The sequence below is a fragment of the Promicromonospora sp. NPDC110617 genome (genome assembly GCF_055598465.1).
In genome coordinates this window covers 806,910-823,781 of sequence record NZ_JBVKBM010000002.1, presented here as the reverse complement: position 1 = coordinate 823,781, position 16,872 = coordinate 806,910, and the positions used below count along the sequence as shown (strand labels likewise).

Genomic DNA, 16,872 nt, shown 5'->3' with positions numbered 1-16,872 from the left:
CCGTCCTCGCACGTCCACAGACTTCGAGGATGAAGGAGACGGACATGGGACTTCGCCGCGCTCGGCGCACCAGCCCCTCCGCACCACCCGTTCGCCCGGCACCCGTTCGCCCGGCGCTCGCCGTCGCGCTGGCCGCGACGCTCGCCCTCCCGGCGCTGCCCGCCGTCGCGCACGCGGCTGACGACGCCGCCTACACCACGTACCCGACGATCCTCGACCCCGGCTCCGGCGCGGCCGACTACTTCACGCCGTCCTGGCTCGACGACGGCGGCAACCACATCCAGGCCCACGGCGGCCAGGTCGTCTCCGTCTCGGCGGAGGAGCTCGGCGTCGACGCCGGGTCCGTCGTCGAGGGCGAGGAGGCGGGGCAGACCGTCTACTACTGGTACGGCGAGGACCGCAGCAACGGCTACTACGGCAGCCCGGGCGTGCACGCGTACAAGTCGTACGACACGAGGAACTGGACCGACGAGGGCGTCGTCCTACGTTCGGTGTCCGACGCCGCGGAGCTGGAGTCGGACTACTTCGACGCCCTCTACGACACGGTCGACGACGCCGGCGAACCGCGCGCGGACCGGATCGCCGAGGTGAACTACCACCTGAACACCAACGAGGCCGCCGACTACACGACGATCTTCGAGCGCCCCAAGGTGCTCTACAACGAGGCGACCAAGCAGTGGGTGCTGTGGTGGCACTCCGACGGGCAGACCACCGTGGGCGGCAGCATGTACGCGCGCTCGATGGCGGGCGTCGCGGTCTCGGACAGCCCCACCGGTCCGTTCAGGATGACGGGCGTGTACCGGATGCCGAACCGGACCAACTACCAGGCGTGCATCTCCGCGGCCGTGCCCGGGCAGGCCCGCGACATGACGGTCTTCCAGGACGACGACGGCACCGCGTACATCGTCTACTCCTCCGAGGAGAACCGTTCCCTCTACATCGCGGAGCTCGACGCGGACTACACGAACGTCACGCACACCACCGACGTCGACATGGTGAACGCCGGGCAGTACTCGGAGGACGGCCGCTTCCCGTACCTGTTCGCGGACGGCACCGCCGCCGCCCCGGTGCGCGGCGAGGACTTCCAGATCGTCAAGGAGTGCGGCGTGCTGGAGGCGCCCGCGCTGTTCCAGCACGGCGGCAGGTACTACACGGTGGCGTCGGGCGCGACGGGCTGGGCGCCGAACCCGCAGACCTACTACACGGCCGACAGCATCCTCGGGTCGTGGATCCGCGGCGTCGAGGCGGGCGACCCGCACGAGAACGTCGCCTACAACGCGATCCCCGAGGGTGGCGACGGCCTGCTCTCGGTCGGCGACACCCGCCGCACCACCTTCGGCTCGCAGTCCACGAACGTGCTCGACCTGGGCGGTGGCCGGTTCGTCTACATGGGCGACCGGTGGAACGCCGGGGCCGCGAACTCCAACTACGTGTGGCTCCCGGTCACGATCGGCGAGAACGGCCGCGCCGAGATGCGCAACCCCGCCACGGAGGACCCGGCCCGCTGGGGCGACGGCTGGGACGACAGCTACTGGGACGACAAGGGCGCCGGCACCCAGATCTGGCGCGTGACCGAGGACGGCGTGCCCGATCAGGTCGCGCCCAGCGAGGACTTCGGCGCCGTGCTCCCCGACGCCGTCCCGGTCGAGGTCGACGGCGTCACGACGGACGTCGCGGTGACCTGGAGCGCCACGTCGTTCGCCGAGCGCGGCACCCAGACCATCACGGGCACGCTCGCCGCCGGCGACGGCTTCACGGCCGGCCGCACGTTCACGCGCACCGTCGAGGTGCACGAGGACGGCGTCGCCAACCTCGCGCCCGACGCGTCCGTCGCGGCCTCCAGCCGGGCGAACCTCGCGCCGACCGTCGTGGACGGCAACGTCAAGGGCAAGGGCTGGGACGACTGGACGTCGTCGGGCTATCCCCGCAACAGCTGGCTGTCCTTCACGTGGCCGCTCACGCAGGACCTGACCGAGGTGGTGGTGCACACCTACAAGGACGGTGCGGGCGCGACCTGGCCGTCCACGGTCGCCGCGGAGTACCTGGACGCGTCGGGCACGTGGACGACGACGGACATCAGTGTCGACCTCGCGCAGGACGCGGCGTCGGCCGCGCCCGTCGCGACCCTCGACGTCTCCGGCCTGCCGCGTACCAACGGCCTGCGCCTGCGGCTGACGACGGCGACCAACACGTGGCAGTCGGTCTCGGAGGTGCAGGTCTGGGGCGCGGACGACGTCGTCGACCTCTGCCGCGCCGAGGGCACCACCGTCTCGGCGAGCTTCCACCAGACGGAATGGGAGACGATGCCGGCGGCCAACGCGTGCGACGGCAACGCCTCGACCTCGTGGTCGACGTGGTCCGGCAGCGCCGGGCGCGACGAGGTGACGTTCACGGTCGAGCCGGCCGAGGCGCGCGCCGTCGACCGCGTGGGCTTCACCACGACCGAGGGCACCATCGCGACCGTGGGCGTCGAGTACCGCGACGCCGCGGGCACCTGGCACCCGACCACGGCCCAGGACGTGGTGCCCGGCGCCACCGGGACGCCGGTGTCGGTCGAGTTCGAGCCGGTCTGGGCGTCGGCCGTGCGGCTGACGTTCGCGACCCCGGGCTCGTACCTCAAGATCCCCGCGCTCGGCGTGGGGGCGCGCGCCACCGCCGTCGTGCCCGAGGTGGCGGCGCGGTGCGTGGGGCGCGACACGGCCCAGCTCGTGACCACGGTGCGGAACCTCGGCGACCGGAGGGCGGACATCGAGGTCCGGACGCCGTTCGGCACCCGCGTGGTGCGCGACGTCGCGCCGGGCCGGACGGGATCGGCCGTGGTCAGCACCAAGTCCACGGCGCTGGAGGCGGGGAGCGTCACCGTCGCGACCCGGGGCGACGTCGGCCTGACGACGGGCTACCCGGCGGCGGAGTGCGCCTGACGGCCAAAGGTTGATCGCTCGGGCTGACGGCTGCGGTGACGGCTGGTGGTGACGGCCGGGCGCGGCTGGGCCTGACGCGCAACTCCCCTTTGAGGCCCGGGTTTCTTCGCTTTCGGCCGATCGAAAGCGAAGAAACCCGGGCCTCAAAGGGGAGGGCCGGCCGCCGGTAGGGACGGTTGCCGGCCGGTCGCGGCGGTCGTTCCGGTCGCGGCGGTCGCGGCGTCAGCCCTCGAAGTCGACGTTGCCGCGGCACGCCTGGCCGGGGCTCGGCACGGCGTCCTTGAGTCCGTGGCTCACGTACTTGCCGTAGCTCTGGACCCGGCCGTCCGTGACGAAGTCGTCGTTGAACTCGGGCGGCTGGTTCTCCTGCGCGTCGGGCAGGTCCCGGCCGGAGAACGCGCACGCCGAGCTGGCCTAGTGCGCGCCCGGGATCGGGTCGCCGTTGCCGTTGGTCTCGCCGGCCATCGCCGATATGGCTCCGCCGAGGGTCAGCCCTGCTGTCACGACGCACGTCAGGATGACACGCCTCATGGTCACCACCTCCTTGTGGCGAAGGGCGTCCGGGTAGGTCGGTCGAACCCGGTCCGCCCTCCCGATCTTCAACGTACGTCCGCGTTCCGGCCGCGACCGCCGGAGGGACAGAGATCACCCCGACGGTTGCCGTGCGCTGCCGCCAGTCAGGTCATCAGCCCCGTGCGGTACGCGTAGACGACGGCCTGCACGCGGTCGCGCAGGTTGAGCTTCGCCAGGAGCCGCGACACGTAGGTCTTGACGGTCTCCTGGCTGATCACGAGCGTCGCGGCGATCTCGCTGTTGGACCGGCCGTCGGCGATGAGGCGCAGCACCTCGAGCTCGCGCGGCGTCAGGGTCGTGTCGGCGGGGGCGTCCCCGGCGGGCCGGATCCGGGCGGCGTACCGGCCCACGAGCTGCCGCGTCACCTCGGGGGCGAGCAGCGCGGCGCCGCTCGCGACCGTGCGGATGCCCGCCAGGAGCTGGCCCGCCGGGGCGTCCTTGAGCAGGAACCCGCTGGCCCCCGCGCGCAGCGCCTCGTACACGTACTCGTCGAGGTTGAACGTGGTCACGACGAGCACCTTCACGGGGCGTTCGACGCCGGCGCCCGCGAGCAGGCGCGTCGCCTCGATGCCGTCGAGCACCGGCATCCGCACGTCCATCACCACGACGTCCGGCTCCAGGCGGCGGGCGAGGTCGACGGCGGCGCGCCCGTCCGCGCACTCGCCCACGACCTCCAGGTCAGGCTGGGCGTCGATGATCGTCGCGAAGCCGGTGCGGATCAGCGCCTGGTCGTCGCACACCAGGACCCGGACGGGCGGGGTCGCGGCAGGCCCGGACGGCGCGACCGGGTCGTCGGGCGCCACGGCCGGGTCGACCGCCGCAGCCGGCTCGCCCCCGCTCACGACCGGCTCCCCGCCGCCGAGTACGTGCGCGGCACGCAAGCCCGGACGACGAACCCGCCGTCGTCCAGCCGCTGCGTGCCGAACTCGCCGCCCAGGGCCTCGACGCGTTCGCGGAGACCGGCCAGGCCCCGGCCGCTCCCGCCGGGGACGACGGGCGGACGCGCCGCTCCGGTCAGCCCGGAACCTGCCCCGGCACCCCGCCCCGCTGTGCTGACCTCCACCACGACCTCCCTCTCCGTGTGCCGCACCGCGACCGTCGTCGGCGCGCCGTGCGCGTGCTTGAGCGCGTTCGTCAGGGCCTCCTGCACCACGCGGTACGCGGTCAGCCCCGCGCTGTCCGCCGACCCGACCGGCTCGCCGTCCGCCATCAGGTCCACCGGCTGCCCGGCCCGGCGCGTCTGCTCCACGAGGGTGCGCACCTCGGCGGCGGACGGCGTCCGTGCGGCGCCGTCGTGCCCCGGATCGAGCAGGTCCAGCAGGTGCCGCAGGTCGGCGATGGCGCGCCGGCCCGTGTCGGTGACGGCGTCCAGGGTCTGCTCCAGCCGGTCGGGCGCCGCCGTCAGATACTTCGCGGCCTCGGTCTGCACCACCATCGCGGTGACGTGGTGCGTCACGACGTCGTGCAGCTCGCGGGCGATGCGGGTGCGCTCCGCGATCAGGGTGTCCTGCGCGACCCGGCGTCGGCGCTCGGCCTCGGTCGCCCGCGTGGAGCGCAGCCAGGCGCCGATGCCCCACGCGAGGGCCATCGCCAGGTAGAACGTCACGAACTCGTCCACCCGCTCGGCGCCGGTCAGCCGGTCGAGCGCGATCGCGAGCGCTGGGTAGCCGATGGTCAGGACGGCGGCGACCACGCGGCGCCGTCGGCCCAGGTGGGCGCCCGTGCTGACGAGCGCGATGCCGAGCGCGTTGCCCGCGAAGGAGTGGTAGCCGAACACCTGGCCGGCGGCGAAGCCGGCCGCCACCAGGAGGATGCAGAGCGCGGGCCACCGCCGTCGGACGGCGAGGGGCAGGCACTCCAGGGCGATGACCAGCACGGCCCACCCGTCGAGGGGCCGGGCGGGCAGCTCGCCCACCTGGGTGCCGTAGTCGCGCAGCGCGGGCAGGAACGCCGCTCCGGCGAGCCCGAGGGCGAGCGGCAGGTCCCGGATCGTGACGTCGAGACGGCGCCACCGGTCCCGGACCTGCCTCAGCTCGATCACCGGGGGAGCCTAGCGGCCACCTCGGCCCGGGCGGCGCGGCGGACCGGCACGATGCGGCCGCGCCGGTGGGCGACCACGAGGAAGATCGCGGCGGTGATCGCGCAGAACACCACGGAGTAGAGGCTGCCCTCGGGGCCGAAGGCGCCGCCGGTGACCAGCACGTGGCCCTGCGTGGTGGCGTCGAGCAGGCCCTGCGGGGTGTCGTTGCCCGAGACCTCGGTGCTGAAGATCGCGCTGCCGGCGATGTTCCAGCCGAGGTGCAGGCCGATCGGCACCCAGAGCTTGCGGGTGGCGACGTACGCGGCGGTGAGCATGCCGCCGGCCTCGATGGCGATGGCGAGGGCGCCCCACAGGGTGGCGTTCGCGTTGAGCAGGTGCGCCAGTCCGAACAGCAGGCCGGTGAGCGTCAGCGCGACCCAGGTGCCGGTCCAGCCCTCGACGATCCGGAACAGGACGCCGCGCCACAGCAGCTCCTCGGTCACGGCCGCGGCGGCCATGAACCCGACCAGGCCCAGGGCGCCGAGCGGCGAGCCGAGGCCGTGCACGGTGTAGCTGTCGAGAAAGGCGAGGTTGACGATGACCAGGCCGAACAGCCCGAGGCCGAGCAGCGTGCCCCAGGTCAGCGCGGGCGCCGCACCCTTGAGCTCCACCTCGATGACGGGACGGCGCTCGGTGAGCCGCACCACCCACCGGTAGACCACGATGCCGACCAGGGCCGTGGCGAGGCCGACGCCGAGCGTCAGCCAGGGGTTGTCCTGGACCGCCACAAGGCCTTGGCCGCCGAGGAACGAGACCGCCACGATCGCGATGAGCTGCCACACCAGACGCACGATGACTCCTTGGGAAGGGGCCGCGGCCGGGCGCCGCGGGGTACCCCGAACGCTATGAATTCCCAGGTCAACAGTCGTCACCGCGGGGTGGACACTCGCGGGTAGCTCGCACGGGGGACAGACTGGGCCGGTGACCGGCACCCTCGACCTGATCCGTGCGGAGATCGCCGCCGACCCCTCCAACGCGTGGGCGGCCGAGCTCGGCTGGGAGCCGCTCTACTCGGTGGCATCGGGTGCCCGGATCGTGCTCGTCGGGCAGGCCCCCGGCCGCAAGGCCCAGGAGAGCGGCAAGCCCTGGAACGACGCCAGCGGCGTGAAGCTGCGGTCCTGGCTCGGCGTGACCGACGAGCAGTTCTACGATCCCGACCTGTTCGCGATCCTCCCGATGGACTTCTACTACCCGGGCAAGGGGGCGTCCGGCGACCTGCCGCCGCGCAAAGATTTCGCAGGGCGGTGGCATCCGCGGATCCTTGCCGAGCTGCCGAGCCGCAGTCTCACGGTCCTGGTGGGCAGCTACGCCCAGAAGTACTACCTGGGCGACCGGGCGAAGAAGAGCCTGACGGAGACCGTGCGGGCCTACCAGGAGTACCTGCCAGAGACGGTGCCGCTGGTGCATCCGTCGCCGCTGAACTTCCGCTGGCAGGCCAAGAACCCCTGGTTCGAGGCGGACGTCGTGCCGGCGCTGCGCGCGGCGGTCGCGGGGGCGCTCGCAGACCGATGAGTCGGGCGGGCGCGCAGGGCTGACCTCAGCCCGGCCGTCAGGCGGCGTCCTCGGACGCCGGGACCGGCGCGGGCGGCTCCGTGTCGTCGAACCCACGGAGCGCCTCGTTGAGCAGGCGGGCCGACTTGGCGAGCTCCAGGATCTGCTCCCCCTTGGCTGTCGGCTGCCAGCTGCCCTCGGTGTAGATCAGCACGTCGTCGTCGTACGCCTGCCGTGTGGCCATGAGGTGGTACTTGACCGTCGCCGAGTCCCGGTCGAGGGCGTTGGCCGCCGCCCCGTACGAGCCACGCTCATGGAGTGTCAGTACAGCAAGCAGGTTCTCGCTGGTGGCCCTCTTGGAGCTCCCCATCGTGGCGGTTCCTTCCCCCAACCCTCAGCTTCGCGGCATGGACCGACACCGTAAGCACGTCGGTGAGTGGACGTCAAAGTCCGACATATACCGATATTCAGTTTCACCCGTAGGTTTTCTTCCTCTGTTCGTCCTGAGCAGGCGCTGGTTCGCTACCGGAGGTTTCTTGACCTCTGCCTGGAAGTGGTGGGGGCGCAGCTCAGGGGAGTTTTTCGATGGCTCGCAGGACGACCGGTCCGGTGGCGGTTCCGACGACGATGCCCAGGTCGGGCGCACGACGGTGGGTGCGCGCGTCGACGGTGGGGGTGACGGCTGCCGCACTGGTCGGCGTGTACCTGGTGCCTGCCGGCTCGGCCTTCGCGGCTGCCGACGACGGGCTCTCGGAAGCGGATCGTGCCGCTGCGGCGGCGGCTGCGGCTCCGCCGTCCGACACCTCGCCCGAACAGGACGGGGACGAGGGCGGGAACTGGTTCACGGACCTGTTCGGCGGCGGTGACGACGAGCCCGAGGGCGACCCGATCCCCGCGGACTCCGCGCTCGCGACCCAGCAGCACCCGGTCGACGCACCGGTCGCGACGGCCGGCGAGCCGGGCGAGCGTGTCCGTGAGCTGACGGGCAAGCGCACGGTCAACTCCAGGACGTTCCTGCTGGACGACGGTCAGCGCCAGGTCGAGCTCTCCGCCGAGCCGCAGTTCTACGAGACCGCACAGGACGGTCTGGCCGAGATCGACACGACGGTCGCCGCGACGGGCAAGGCCGTGGCCGGGGCGGAGGCCAAGGGCCTGTCCGCGAAGGCAGGCAAGGCCGCCACCTCGGACGGCTGGTCCCACGCGAGCGTGGCGAACACCGCCCGCGCGTACTTCGGCCGGCGCGCGGACCGGGTGGTGCGGGTGGAGGACGCCGCCGGCCGTGGTGTGACCGTCGGGCTGCCCGACGCCGGTGACCTCGACTCGCCGCGGGTCGACGGTGACACCGTCACGCACCCGGACGTGGCAGCGCTGGGCGGCGCGGACCTGTCCTACGAGGTGCTGCCCGGGCGGGTCAAGGAGTCGATCGTCCTGGCCGAGCCCCCGGTCGGCAGCGAGCAGACCGAGTTCACGTTCACGCTGTCCGACCTGGGCGACCTGACCCCGCGGGTCGAGGACGACGGCTCGATCGGCTTCTACGGTGAGCTCGACCCGGAGCCGGTGGCGTCGATCCCCGCGGGCGTGATGTGGGACTCGCGCGAGGCCGAGACCACGCAGGGCGGCAAGCTGTCCGCGCCCGACGACCAGGGTGCGGCCGTCTCGACGGACGTGGACTACGAGCTGGAGCGTGCCGGCAAGGCTGCCTGGACGCTGACCGTGACGCCGGACCAGGAGTGGCTCACCGACGAGGCGCGGGTGTGGCCGGTGACGGTGGACCCGACGATCATCATCTCGCCGACGCAGGCGTTCTCGAAGGACACGATGATCCTGTCGGAGGCGCCGACCACGAGCTACTACACGTCGTCGCGGCTCTCGGTCGGTCGTACCGAGGGCGGAGTCGCGCGCTCGATGGTGCAGTTCCCGGGACTGACCGGTACGAACGGCGTGGTGCCGGTGGGCGCCACCGTCACGCACGCCGACCTGGAGCTCTACTTCGACCAGGCGCACACCGACTGGGCGACGCGGGTTCCGCTGGAGGTGCGGGAGGTCACGGCACCGTGGACGTCGTCGACCACCACGTGGAACAGCGCGAACGGCCTGATGGGCGCGGTCGCGGGCACGCGCCGCACGCTGAACAACGTCTCGCCGTACGCGTCGGCGACGGGCAACTGGCCCGCCTCGGCGACGGGCGCGGACGGGTTCGGCGGCGACTACCAGTTCAACCGGGACACGGTCGCGGGCGACATCTTCACCTGGACCCCCGATCTCCCGGCCTCCGGGCTGTGGCAGGTGTGGCTGCACAACGTGACCGGGAGCAACCGGTCCACGCAGGTGCCGGTGCGGATCACGCACGCCACCTCCAACCCGGTGCACACCTACACGGTGAACCAGCAGGCGGCGACCGGATGGAGCCAGGTCGCGGCGCACACCTTCGACGCCGGCACCAGCGGCAAGGTGGAGATCCTGGACACGCCGGCGACGTCGACGACCGCGGTGATCGCGGACGGGGTGCGGTTCATCAAGGACGCCACCGAGGTCCGGACGGCCGGCGAGATCGGCAAGTGGCACACCTACGACGTGTCCGGCACGGTCGGGGAGTGGGCCAAGGACCCGACGCTCGACAACGGGTTCATGATCAAGGCGGCCGACGAGACCGCCGCAGGCCCCGTGGGTGGTCCGCGCTACGAGGCGGGTGAGAACGTCTACGGCGGCGAGACCCGCAACATGCCGCGGCTGACGGTCACCTACGGCCAGCCCGGTGTGGTCATGGACATCCCGGAGACCATCCATGCCACGGGCGCGGAGCTGTCCTGGTCGGCGTACAAGGACCCGTCGTCGTCCACCAGCGACAACCTGGTGGAGTACCAGGTGCACCGCTCGGTCTCGCAGACGTTCCAGCCGTCGGCCACCACGCTGGTGGCACCGATTGCCCCCGGGACGACGTCGTTCGTCGACACGACGGCGGTGCCGACCGCGGCCGACGCGACCGGTGAGGGCAAGCTGTACTACTACCAGGTCGCGGTGAAGCGGAAGGACGGCGCGATCGTGCCGTCGTCGACGCAGATCGTGCGGCTGCCCAAGGCCGGGCACACGACGAAGATCCTCGTGGCTTCGGGGGACACGTCGCTCGCGTCGGCGCAGCCGACGACCAACTGGGACTCGGTGCAGGACATCACCACGCAGCGTTGGGACCTGGTCGGGAACGCGTCGGCGGTGTACGGCGACACGCGCACGGTCATGGAGTGGGACGACGCGAGCTGGGACGTCCCTGACAACGCGGTGGTGACCGATGCGTCCCTGCGCCTGTGGCAGGAGACCACCGAGACAACCCGTGTGGACGCGAACGGGGACATGGTCTACCCGACCCAGGGCGTGTATCGGGCTTACCGGCAGAACACCGACTTCGTCGAGACCGCCGCGACCTGGAACTCGCCGGGCACCGGTGGCACCTGGCCTGCCGGCGGCAACCTGGGCAGTGTCCTGCTCGATTCCGTGTCGAATGTCGGGGAGGGTCCGTCGCGCCTGTCGTGGGACGTCAAGGCCGCGGTCCAGAGCTGGGCCGACGGACCCACCCAGTACCGGGGCCTGGTCGTCAAGATGGCTGACGAGGCCGCGTCCCAGGACCGGTCCCTGTTCGCCTCGGGTGAGGCGGAGGCGAACAACGGTCTGGAGCGTTCCGGTCCGCTTCTGTCGGTGACGTACCTGTCGACGGCGCCGGAGGACACGTTCTACGCGCCGGACACCCCGGAGCGGATGACGCCGGGCACGACCTACCAGGTGCCGGTGACGGTCTCGAACACGACCCCGACCACCTGGGTCAAGGGTGCCCAGGCACTGGTCGCGTCCTGGACGCTGCCGGACGGTTCCGTGGCGCCGGGCTCGACCTCGACGACGTCGGCGCTGCCGCAGGACCTGTCGTCCGGTGAGGTGGCGGACATGACGGCGTCCGTCGTCGCCCCGCCGGTGAGCGACGGCAACCTGCGCAGCGACTACTCGCTGTCGTGGGAGATCGCGAACACCGCCTCGGCGGCGCAGGAGAAGACCGCTCGCCAGGAGGCCCAGGCGGCGGGTGAGGACTCGGTCGAGGCCGCGGCGTCGGCCCAGGGCCTGGACACCATCGCGACCGGGGGCGCGGCGGAGCAGACCGAGGCCAGCACCCTGGCCGAGGCCGGCATCGCGGCGCTGCCGGCGGGCCAGCTCAAGCAGAACGTCGCGGTCGAGGACCCGACGTCCGACCAGCTGGGTCTGGAGAGCTTCTACACCTACGCCGGGAAGAACACCGGCGCTGGGTCCACGCTGATGAACAACGTGGCGGCGGGCAATGCCGTCTGGTCGTACGACGCGTTCAGCAACCCCGGGCGTGGCCTGTCGACGTTCGCGCGGTTCTCGTACAACTCGCAGGACACTTCCGACACGGTGTCGGGCTTCGGCTGGTCGGCGCAGGTGTCCGGGCCGATCCGGCTCGGCGCGCCGCTCGAGTTCCACCCGAACAACAGCCCGCGCGAGGTCATGCTGCCCGACGGCGACGGCACGACCCACGTCTTCCGGCTCAACACGACGACGGGCCAGTGGGACGCGCCCGCGGGCGTGAACTACCGGCTGACGCAGAAGGCCGGGGTGGACTGCCGTGCGTCGAACAAGGATCCGGACCCGGCGGCCTGGACGATGCTGCGTCCGGACGGCACGAAGTTCGTGTTCGGCTGCGACGGCTACCTGAACCAGGTGATCGACAAGAACGGCAACACGCAGCAGTTCACCTACGCCGAGCGGCAGTCGAACAACCAGCCGCGCAAGTTCCTGCAGTACGTCACCGACCCCACGGGCCGGCAGACCCTGACGGTGAACTACTGGACCAAGGGCCAGACCGGCTGGCAGTACGTGGACGAGGCCACCGGCAACCTGGTGGCCGGTTCGGGCGGGCTGAACAACTCCAAGATCTACGACCACGTGCGGTCCATGACCGACATCTCCGGGCGGAAGATCGAGTTCTACTACACCGGCAAGGGCCTGATGGGCCGGATGATCGACGGCGCGGGCGCGACCGACGCCTCGGGCGCGTCGATCGCCAAGACGTTCAAGTTCACCTACGACGCCGACCAGGGCAACAAGAACGCGAAGCTCACGCGGATCACCGACCCGCGCGGCAACGACACGGAGCTGTCGTACTTCTACCCGTCCGAGGGCGACGACCCGAAGGACCACTGGTCGGTGCAGACGATCACGGACCGCAACGACGGGGTGACGACGTTCGACTACGCCCCGCACACCACGGCTGGCTGGTGGAACTCGACGGTGACGGACGCCGAGGACCACGCCACGACCTACGTGTCGGACGACTTCGGTCGGCCGCGCTCGGTGACGAACGCGAAGTCCGAGACGGTCTCGCTCTCGTGGGACTCGGACAACAACGTCCGCACGCTGACCGAGGACAACGGGGCGGTCACCGCGTACTGCTACGACCCCAAGACCGGGTACCCGCTGTGGCAGCGGGACGCGGAGCAGAACGACGCTCGGGGCGGTGCGCCGGCGGCGTCGGAGTGTGTCGCTGGGGAGACGGCGGAGCAGGCGCCGCCCGGTGCACAGGTCATGGAGTACCAGCCCTGGGAGAACGGGTATGTCGCGCAGATCGCGAAGACCACGTCACCGCAGGGCCGCAAGAACCAGTTCACGTATGACGCCAAGGGCAATTTGCTGACCGTCACGGACGGCAAGGGCATCGCGACGACGACGGCGGGCGACTACACGACGTCGTACACGTACGACTCGTTCGGGCAGTTGCTGACGGCCACGGACGCGAACGAGAACGTGACGGAGTACCGCGAGTACACCGACGTGGGCTACCCCGTGGTGACCGAGGACGCGCTCGGCAACGTCTCGCGGACCACGTACTCGAACGACGGGCGTGGCCTGGTGACGCAGGTCGAGGACCCGCTGGACGGACTGGTCACGCAGGCATACGACGCGTTCGGGCGGCCGCTCGCTTCGACGGTGCGCAAGTCGGCGGACGAGACGATCACGACGCCGGCGCCGGTGTACGACGCGAACGACAACGTGACGAAGTCGACGGCGCCGAACGGGGCAGTGTCGACGGCGACGTACGACGCGACCGACCAGGTCACGAAGTCGACGATGCCGAAGGACACGCCCACCGGTCCGGAGCGCGCGAGCGTGTACACCTACGACACGGTCGGCAATCTCGACACGGTGACCGAGCCCAAGGGTGTGGCCACCACCGGCGACGCCACGGACTTCGTCACGGCCTACGGGTACGACGCGATCTACCAGCAGACGTCGGTGACCAACGCTGACGGTGACGTCATCAGGTACAGCTACGACGAGGTCGGCAACCTGGTCAAGACGGTCGACCCGAAGAAGAACGCCACATCGGATCCGGACGACTTCACGTCCACGACCGAGTACGACCTGAACCACCGGCCGGTCTCGGCGACGGACGCGGCGGGCAACTCGAGCTCGACGGAGTATGACGCGGACGGCCTGGCGGTGTCCTCGACGGACCCGGACGGCAACACGTCCTATGTCACTTATGACGAGCGTGGCGCGCAGGTGGAGACCAAGACGCCGCACGAGAGCGTCGGCGGCGTGGTGCAGTACCGGACCACGAAGGTGGAGTACGACGAGGTCGGCAACACGACGCGGGTGATCACTCCGCGCGGTGTGGCGACGGCCAACGCGGACGACTTCGCGTCGCGGACGCAGTACGACGCGCTGAACCGGCCGGTCAAGCAGTTCCAGCCGTATGACCCGGCCGATGCCCGGTACAACGACGCGAACGTCTTCACCGAGACGACGTACGACGCCGCGGGCCGCGTGACCAAGTCGTCGATGCCGGCGTCGGAGGGGCAGACGGCGCGCAACGAGTCCACGACGGAGTACTTCGACAACGGGTGGATCAAGAAGTCCAGCGATGCCTGGGACATCTCCACGACGTACGAGTATGACGACCTGGGTGCGCAGACGGCCCGTACTTTGACCAGTGCGGATGGTTCGGCGAACCGGACGATGACGTGGTCGTACTTCCCGGACGGGAAGCTGCAGACCAAGGCGGATGACGGTGTGCCGGTGGGCTCGCACTCCGTGGTGACGGACAACGACACGGCCGGGTTGGCCACGGCGACCGGTACGTGGGCAACCGCGTCGGTGGCGGGGGAGCAGGGAACGGACCACCGTACACATGCGGCGGCGACGTCGAGCACGGACAAGTTCACGTGGACCCTGGACGCGCCAGCGGACGGGACGTACAAGGTGGCGGTGACGTACCCGCAGGTGTCGGGTGCGGCCACGGACGCGAAGTTCGAGCTGACGCATGGCAAGGACGGCGACGGCCACGGCGGTGTGGTGACCGAGCCGGCCTACACGGTCAACCAGACCACGGGTGCCGCCGGGTGGAAGGACGTGGGCCAGGTCGAGTTGCGCAAGGGCGACCCGGTGACGGTGACCCTGAAGCCGTCGGCGACGGGCAAGGTGCTCGCTGACGGGGTGCGGCTGGTGCGGGACAACGCCGCCGACAACGACACGGAGGCGCGCGCGTTCGCGTACTCGTACGACGTCAACGGGAACCTCACGGGGATCAACGACACCTCCTCGGGTGCCCGGGCGGACGACTACCAGGTCACCTATACCGGGCTGAACCAGGTGGCCAGCGTCAAGGAGGCGTTGGCGGGTCAGGACACGGCGACCACGAGCTACTCGTACGACGTGCTGGGGCAGCCGCTGACGGTGGCGCACCCGGACCAGCGGTCGGAGTACACCTACGACCTCGCGCTCGACGCGCGCGGACCTCTCACGTCCCTGTCGGTGGACGATCTGAACGACACTGCGGCGGCGAAGGTGACCCGGTACACCTACGACGCTCTGGGGCGTCAGGCGACGCAGACCAAGGCCAACGGGAACGTCGTCACCAACGGGTTCTTCCTGGACGGTGCGCTCAAGTCGCTGCGTGAGGAGAAGTCGGGCGGTGCGCTGATCTCCTCGCACGCCTACACCTACGACAACAACGGCAACAAGGCCACCGACGTCGCCTCCAAGGCGAACGCCGATGTCGCGGGTGCGTTCCTGAACAGCACCACGACGTACTCATACGACCCGGTGGACCGGCTGTCTCAGTCGGTGAAGACCGGCAACGGGGCTGCGACCGAGACGTACGTGCACGACGACAACGCGAATGTCATCTCGCAGAGCGTGGGCGGGACGCCGACGACGTACGCGTACGACCGTAACCGGTTGCTCACGGCAACGGCGGATGGTGCGACGGCGTCCTACCGGTATGACCCGTTCGGTCGGCAGACGTCAGTGGTCTCGGCAGGGCTGACGATCAGCCGGACCACGTATGACGGGTTCGACCACATCGCCACCTCGGAGAAGCTGAACGAGTCCGGCGGAATGGACTCGACTACCTACGCGTACGACCCGCTGGACAGGACGGCATCGAAGACTGCCAGCGGCGAGACGACCGACTACACCTACCTCGGCCTCTCCTCGGAGGTGCTGGGCGAGGAGGTCGCTGGTGAGCTGACCAAGTCGTACCAGTACTCGCCGTGGGGTCAGCGGTTGTCGCAGATCACGCACCAGGCTGATCCGGAGTCGGGTGTCGAGGCGGGGGAGAGCGCGTACTACGGGTACAACGCACACACGGACGTCGAGACTCTGACGGACGATGCCGGCGACGCGGTCGCGACCTACGGGTACACCGCGTATGGAAACACAGACGAGTCCGAGTACACGGGGATCGACAAGCCTGAGGCCGGTGCGCCGGAGAATGCGGAGCCATACAACGCGTACCGATACAACTCAAAGCGTTGGGACGCGGGTTCTGACACTTACGACATGGGGTTCCGCGACTACGCCCCGGGCCTGAACCGCTTCACCACGCGGGACATGTACAACGGCGCACTTGCGGACATGGGGATGGGGACCGATCCCTATACCGGAAACCGGTACGCCTTTACCAGTGGAAACCCCATCGGCCGAATCGAGAACGACGGGCACCGTTGGGTGCCCCCTACCGGACCATCGGCGCTCCTCGAGGCGATGGGCGGCGGTGGGGTTGCCGCAGGAGCTGGTTCGATACTCGGATGGATTGGTGTAGCGACTGCTGGCCTACTTGCACTTGACGTCGCGGCTGCAAAACCTGACAACTTCGAGCACGAATACGACGAAGGAAGTCCCGACTATTCCAATGGGACCGCTCTGTCGGTAACCGAGGAAAAGGCGTACGAGCGTCGATACTACGATGCAACGGATGTCCAAGAGTCTGACTGTAGCGATGGCGTCAGTGCCGTCTACTACATGCCCCTCGACAGTCAAGAGCGTGCGCAAGGAACGTATGCCTGCCTGACCAAGGGTGGGTTCGGCTACAATGATGCGCAGGGCAACGTGACGGGAAATCCCGATTCCGCGGTCCGAGGAACTCCCGTGCCGAGCTTGTACACCGGCGGATTTCCGCCGAAGGTGGCCGGCTTTCCGCGGACCAACTCCAAGGGTCCGGGGCAGATGCACAGAGGGCACCTTCTCGGTCGCCAGCTTGGAGGGTCCGGGACGGACAGGCGGAATCTGGTCCCGTTGTATGCATCTGCCAACGCCCAGATGATGGCTGGCTTAGAGAATAGGATCGCGGCCCGAATCGATGGGGGCGAGTCAATCTTCTATTCCTCGGTCCCGAAATATGTCGGGAATGGTGGTATCCCAGTTTCGGTGGATATAACCTGGCAAAGTTCAAGTGGTGCAGGCGGTCAGTGTACGATCTTCAACACCCCATTCGGTGAAGCTGATGGCGCAGGGTGCTACGGCTAG

The 16,872-nt window shown here is 70.0% G+C and carries 7 protein-coding genes; 3 read left to right on the top strand and 4 right to left on the bottom strand.

The features are described 5' to 3' along the window. Positions 1-44: 44 nt before the first annotated feature. Positions 45-2,921, top strand: a complete 2,877-nt coding sequence (locus ACZ7LE_RS14350) for a glycoside hydrolase family 43 protein (RefSeq protein ID WP_470403927.1) — start codon at positions 45-47, stop codon at positions 2,919-2,921. 677 nt (positions 2,922-3,598) lie between these two features. Here the strand turns inward: ACZ7LE_RS14350 and ACZ7LE_RS14345 are convergent. The 3 genes from ACZ7LE_RS14345 to ACZ7LE_RS14335 are packed head-to-tail and all read right to left on the bottom strand — an operon-like array spanning position 3,599 to position 6,365. Continuing rightward, positions 3,599-4,297: a response regulator gene (locus tag ACZ7LE_RS14345; RefSeq protein ID WP_470404554.1), complete on the bottom strand. Its 699-nt coding sequence runs from the start codon at positions 4,295-4,297 to the stop codon at positions 3,599-3,601. A 35-nt stretch (positions 4,298-4,332) separates the two neighbouring features. Continuing rightward, positions 4,333-5,535 carry a sensor histidine kinase gene (locus tag ACZ7LE_RS14340; RefSeq protein ID WP_470403926.1) on the bottom strand — a complete coding sequence of 401 codons (1,203 nt, stop codon included), beginning with the start codon at positions 5,533-5,535 and terminating at the stop codon, positions 4,333-4,335. After that, on the bottom strand, positions 5,532-6,365 hold the full coding sequence (locus tag ACZ7LE_RS14335; protein ID WP_470403925.1) for a lysostaphin resistance A-like protein: 834 nt from the start codon (positions 6,363-6,365) through the stop codon (positions 5,532-5,534). The genes ACZ7LE_RS14340 and ACZ7LE_RS14335 overlap by 4 nt, the downstream gene beginning before the upstream one ends. 130 nt (positions 6,366-6,495) lie before the next feature. Between ACZ7LE_RS14335 and ACZ7LE_RS14330 the strand changes: the two genes are divergently transcribed. Continuing rightward, on the top strand, positions 6,496-7,086 hold the full coding sequence (locus ACZ7LE_RS14330; RefSeq protein WP_470403924.1) for a uracil-DNA glycosylase family protein: 591 nt from the start codon (positions 6,496-6,498) through the stop codon (positions 7,084-7,086). A 37-nt stretch (positions 7,087-7,123) separates the two neighbouring features. Here ACZ7LE_RS14330 and ACZ7LE_RS14325 read toward each other — a convergent pair whose 3' ends face one another. Further along, positions 7,124-7,435 carry a hypothetical protein gene (locus ACZ7LE_RS14325; RefSeq protein WP_470403923.1) on the bottom strand — a complete coding sequence of 104 codons (312 nt, stop codon included), beginning with the start codon at positions 7,433-7,435 and terminating at the stop codon, positions 7,124-7,126. Positions 7,436-7,719: 284 nt separating this feature from the next. Here ACZ7LE_RS14325 and ACZ7LE_RS14320 point away from each other — a divergent pair, with 284 nt between their 5' ends. Then, positions 7,720-16,872, top strand: a complete 9,153-nt coding sequence (locus tag ACZ7LE_RS14320; RefSeq protein WP_470403922.1) for a golvesin C-terminal-like domain-containing protein — start codon at positions 7,720-7,722, stop codon at positions 16,870-16,872.